Annotated in this window: 1 protein-coding gene; it reads left to right on the forward strand. The window is 56.8% G+C overall.

Features of this window, described 5'->3' with window-relative positions:
• A partial coding sequence (locus OP498_RS18565; RefSeq protein ID WP_280554836.1) for a LysR substrate-binding domain-containing protein occupies window positions 1-359 on the forward strand: 359 nt, incomplete at its 5' end.
• Window positions 360-502 lie beyond the last annotated feature (143 nt).

Raw genomic sequence — 502 nt, forward strand, 5'->3', positions numbered from 1 at the left:
CCAATCCCGATCTGGGTGGCTATGACATGGATGCCTTCATCACCTGGAGCGAGGTGCAATCGCACCTACCCGCCGCGCAATGGATCGAGCGAATCCTACGCGGGCGCCAGCCGGCGCTGGCCACCACCTCGCTTGCAGCACAGGTGGCGGCAGCCAAGGCAGGGCTCGGTCTTGCGGTGCTACCGCACTTTGTCGCCCTGGATGCTGGGCTGGTATGCGTCACCTCGGACATCGGCATCGATCAGCCAATCTACATCGTAATCCAATCCGACCTGGCGCGATCGCGCCGCACGCGTGCAGTGGCTGACTTTCTTGTCGATCTGGTGAGCCGCAACCGCACTCGCCTAAGTGGTTGTTGAAACACAGGCTATGCTCAAATTTTTCGTCGAAAAGGGATTTCAATAACCCCCCTCTGCCTTGTGATCAACCAACTAATCCGCTGAGGGTACTGTTTGTCTCATACTGTGATCATTAGAAAATCAACCACTTAATCCGGATACCC

The organism is Halomonas sp. 25-S5 (assembly GCF_029889845.1).
Classification (GTDB): Bacteria; Pseudomonadota; Gammaproteobacteria; order Pseudomonadales; family Halomonadaceae; genus Halomonas.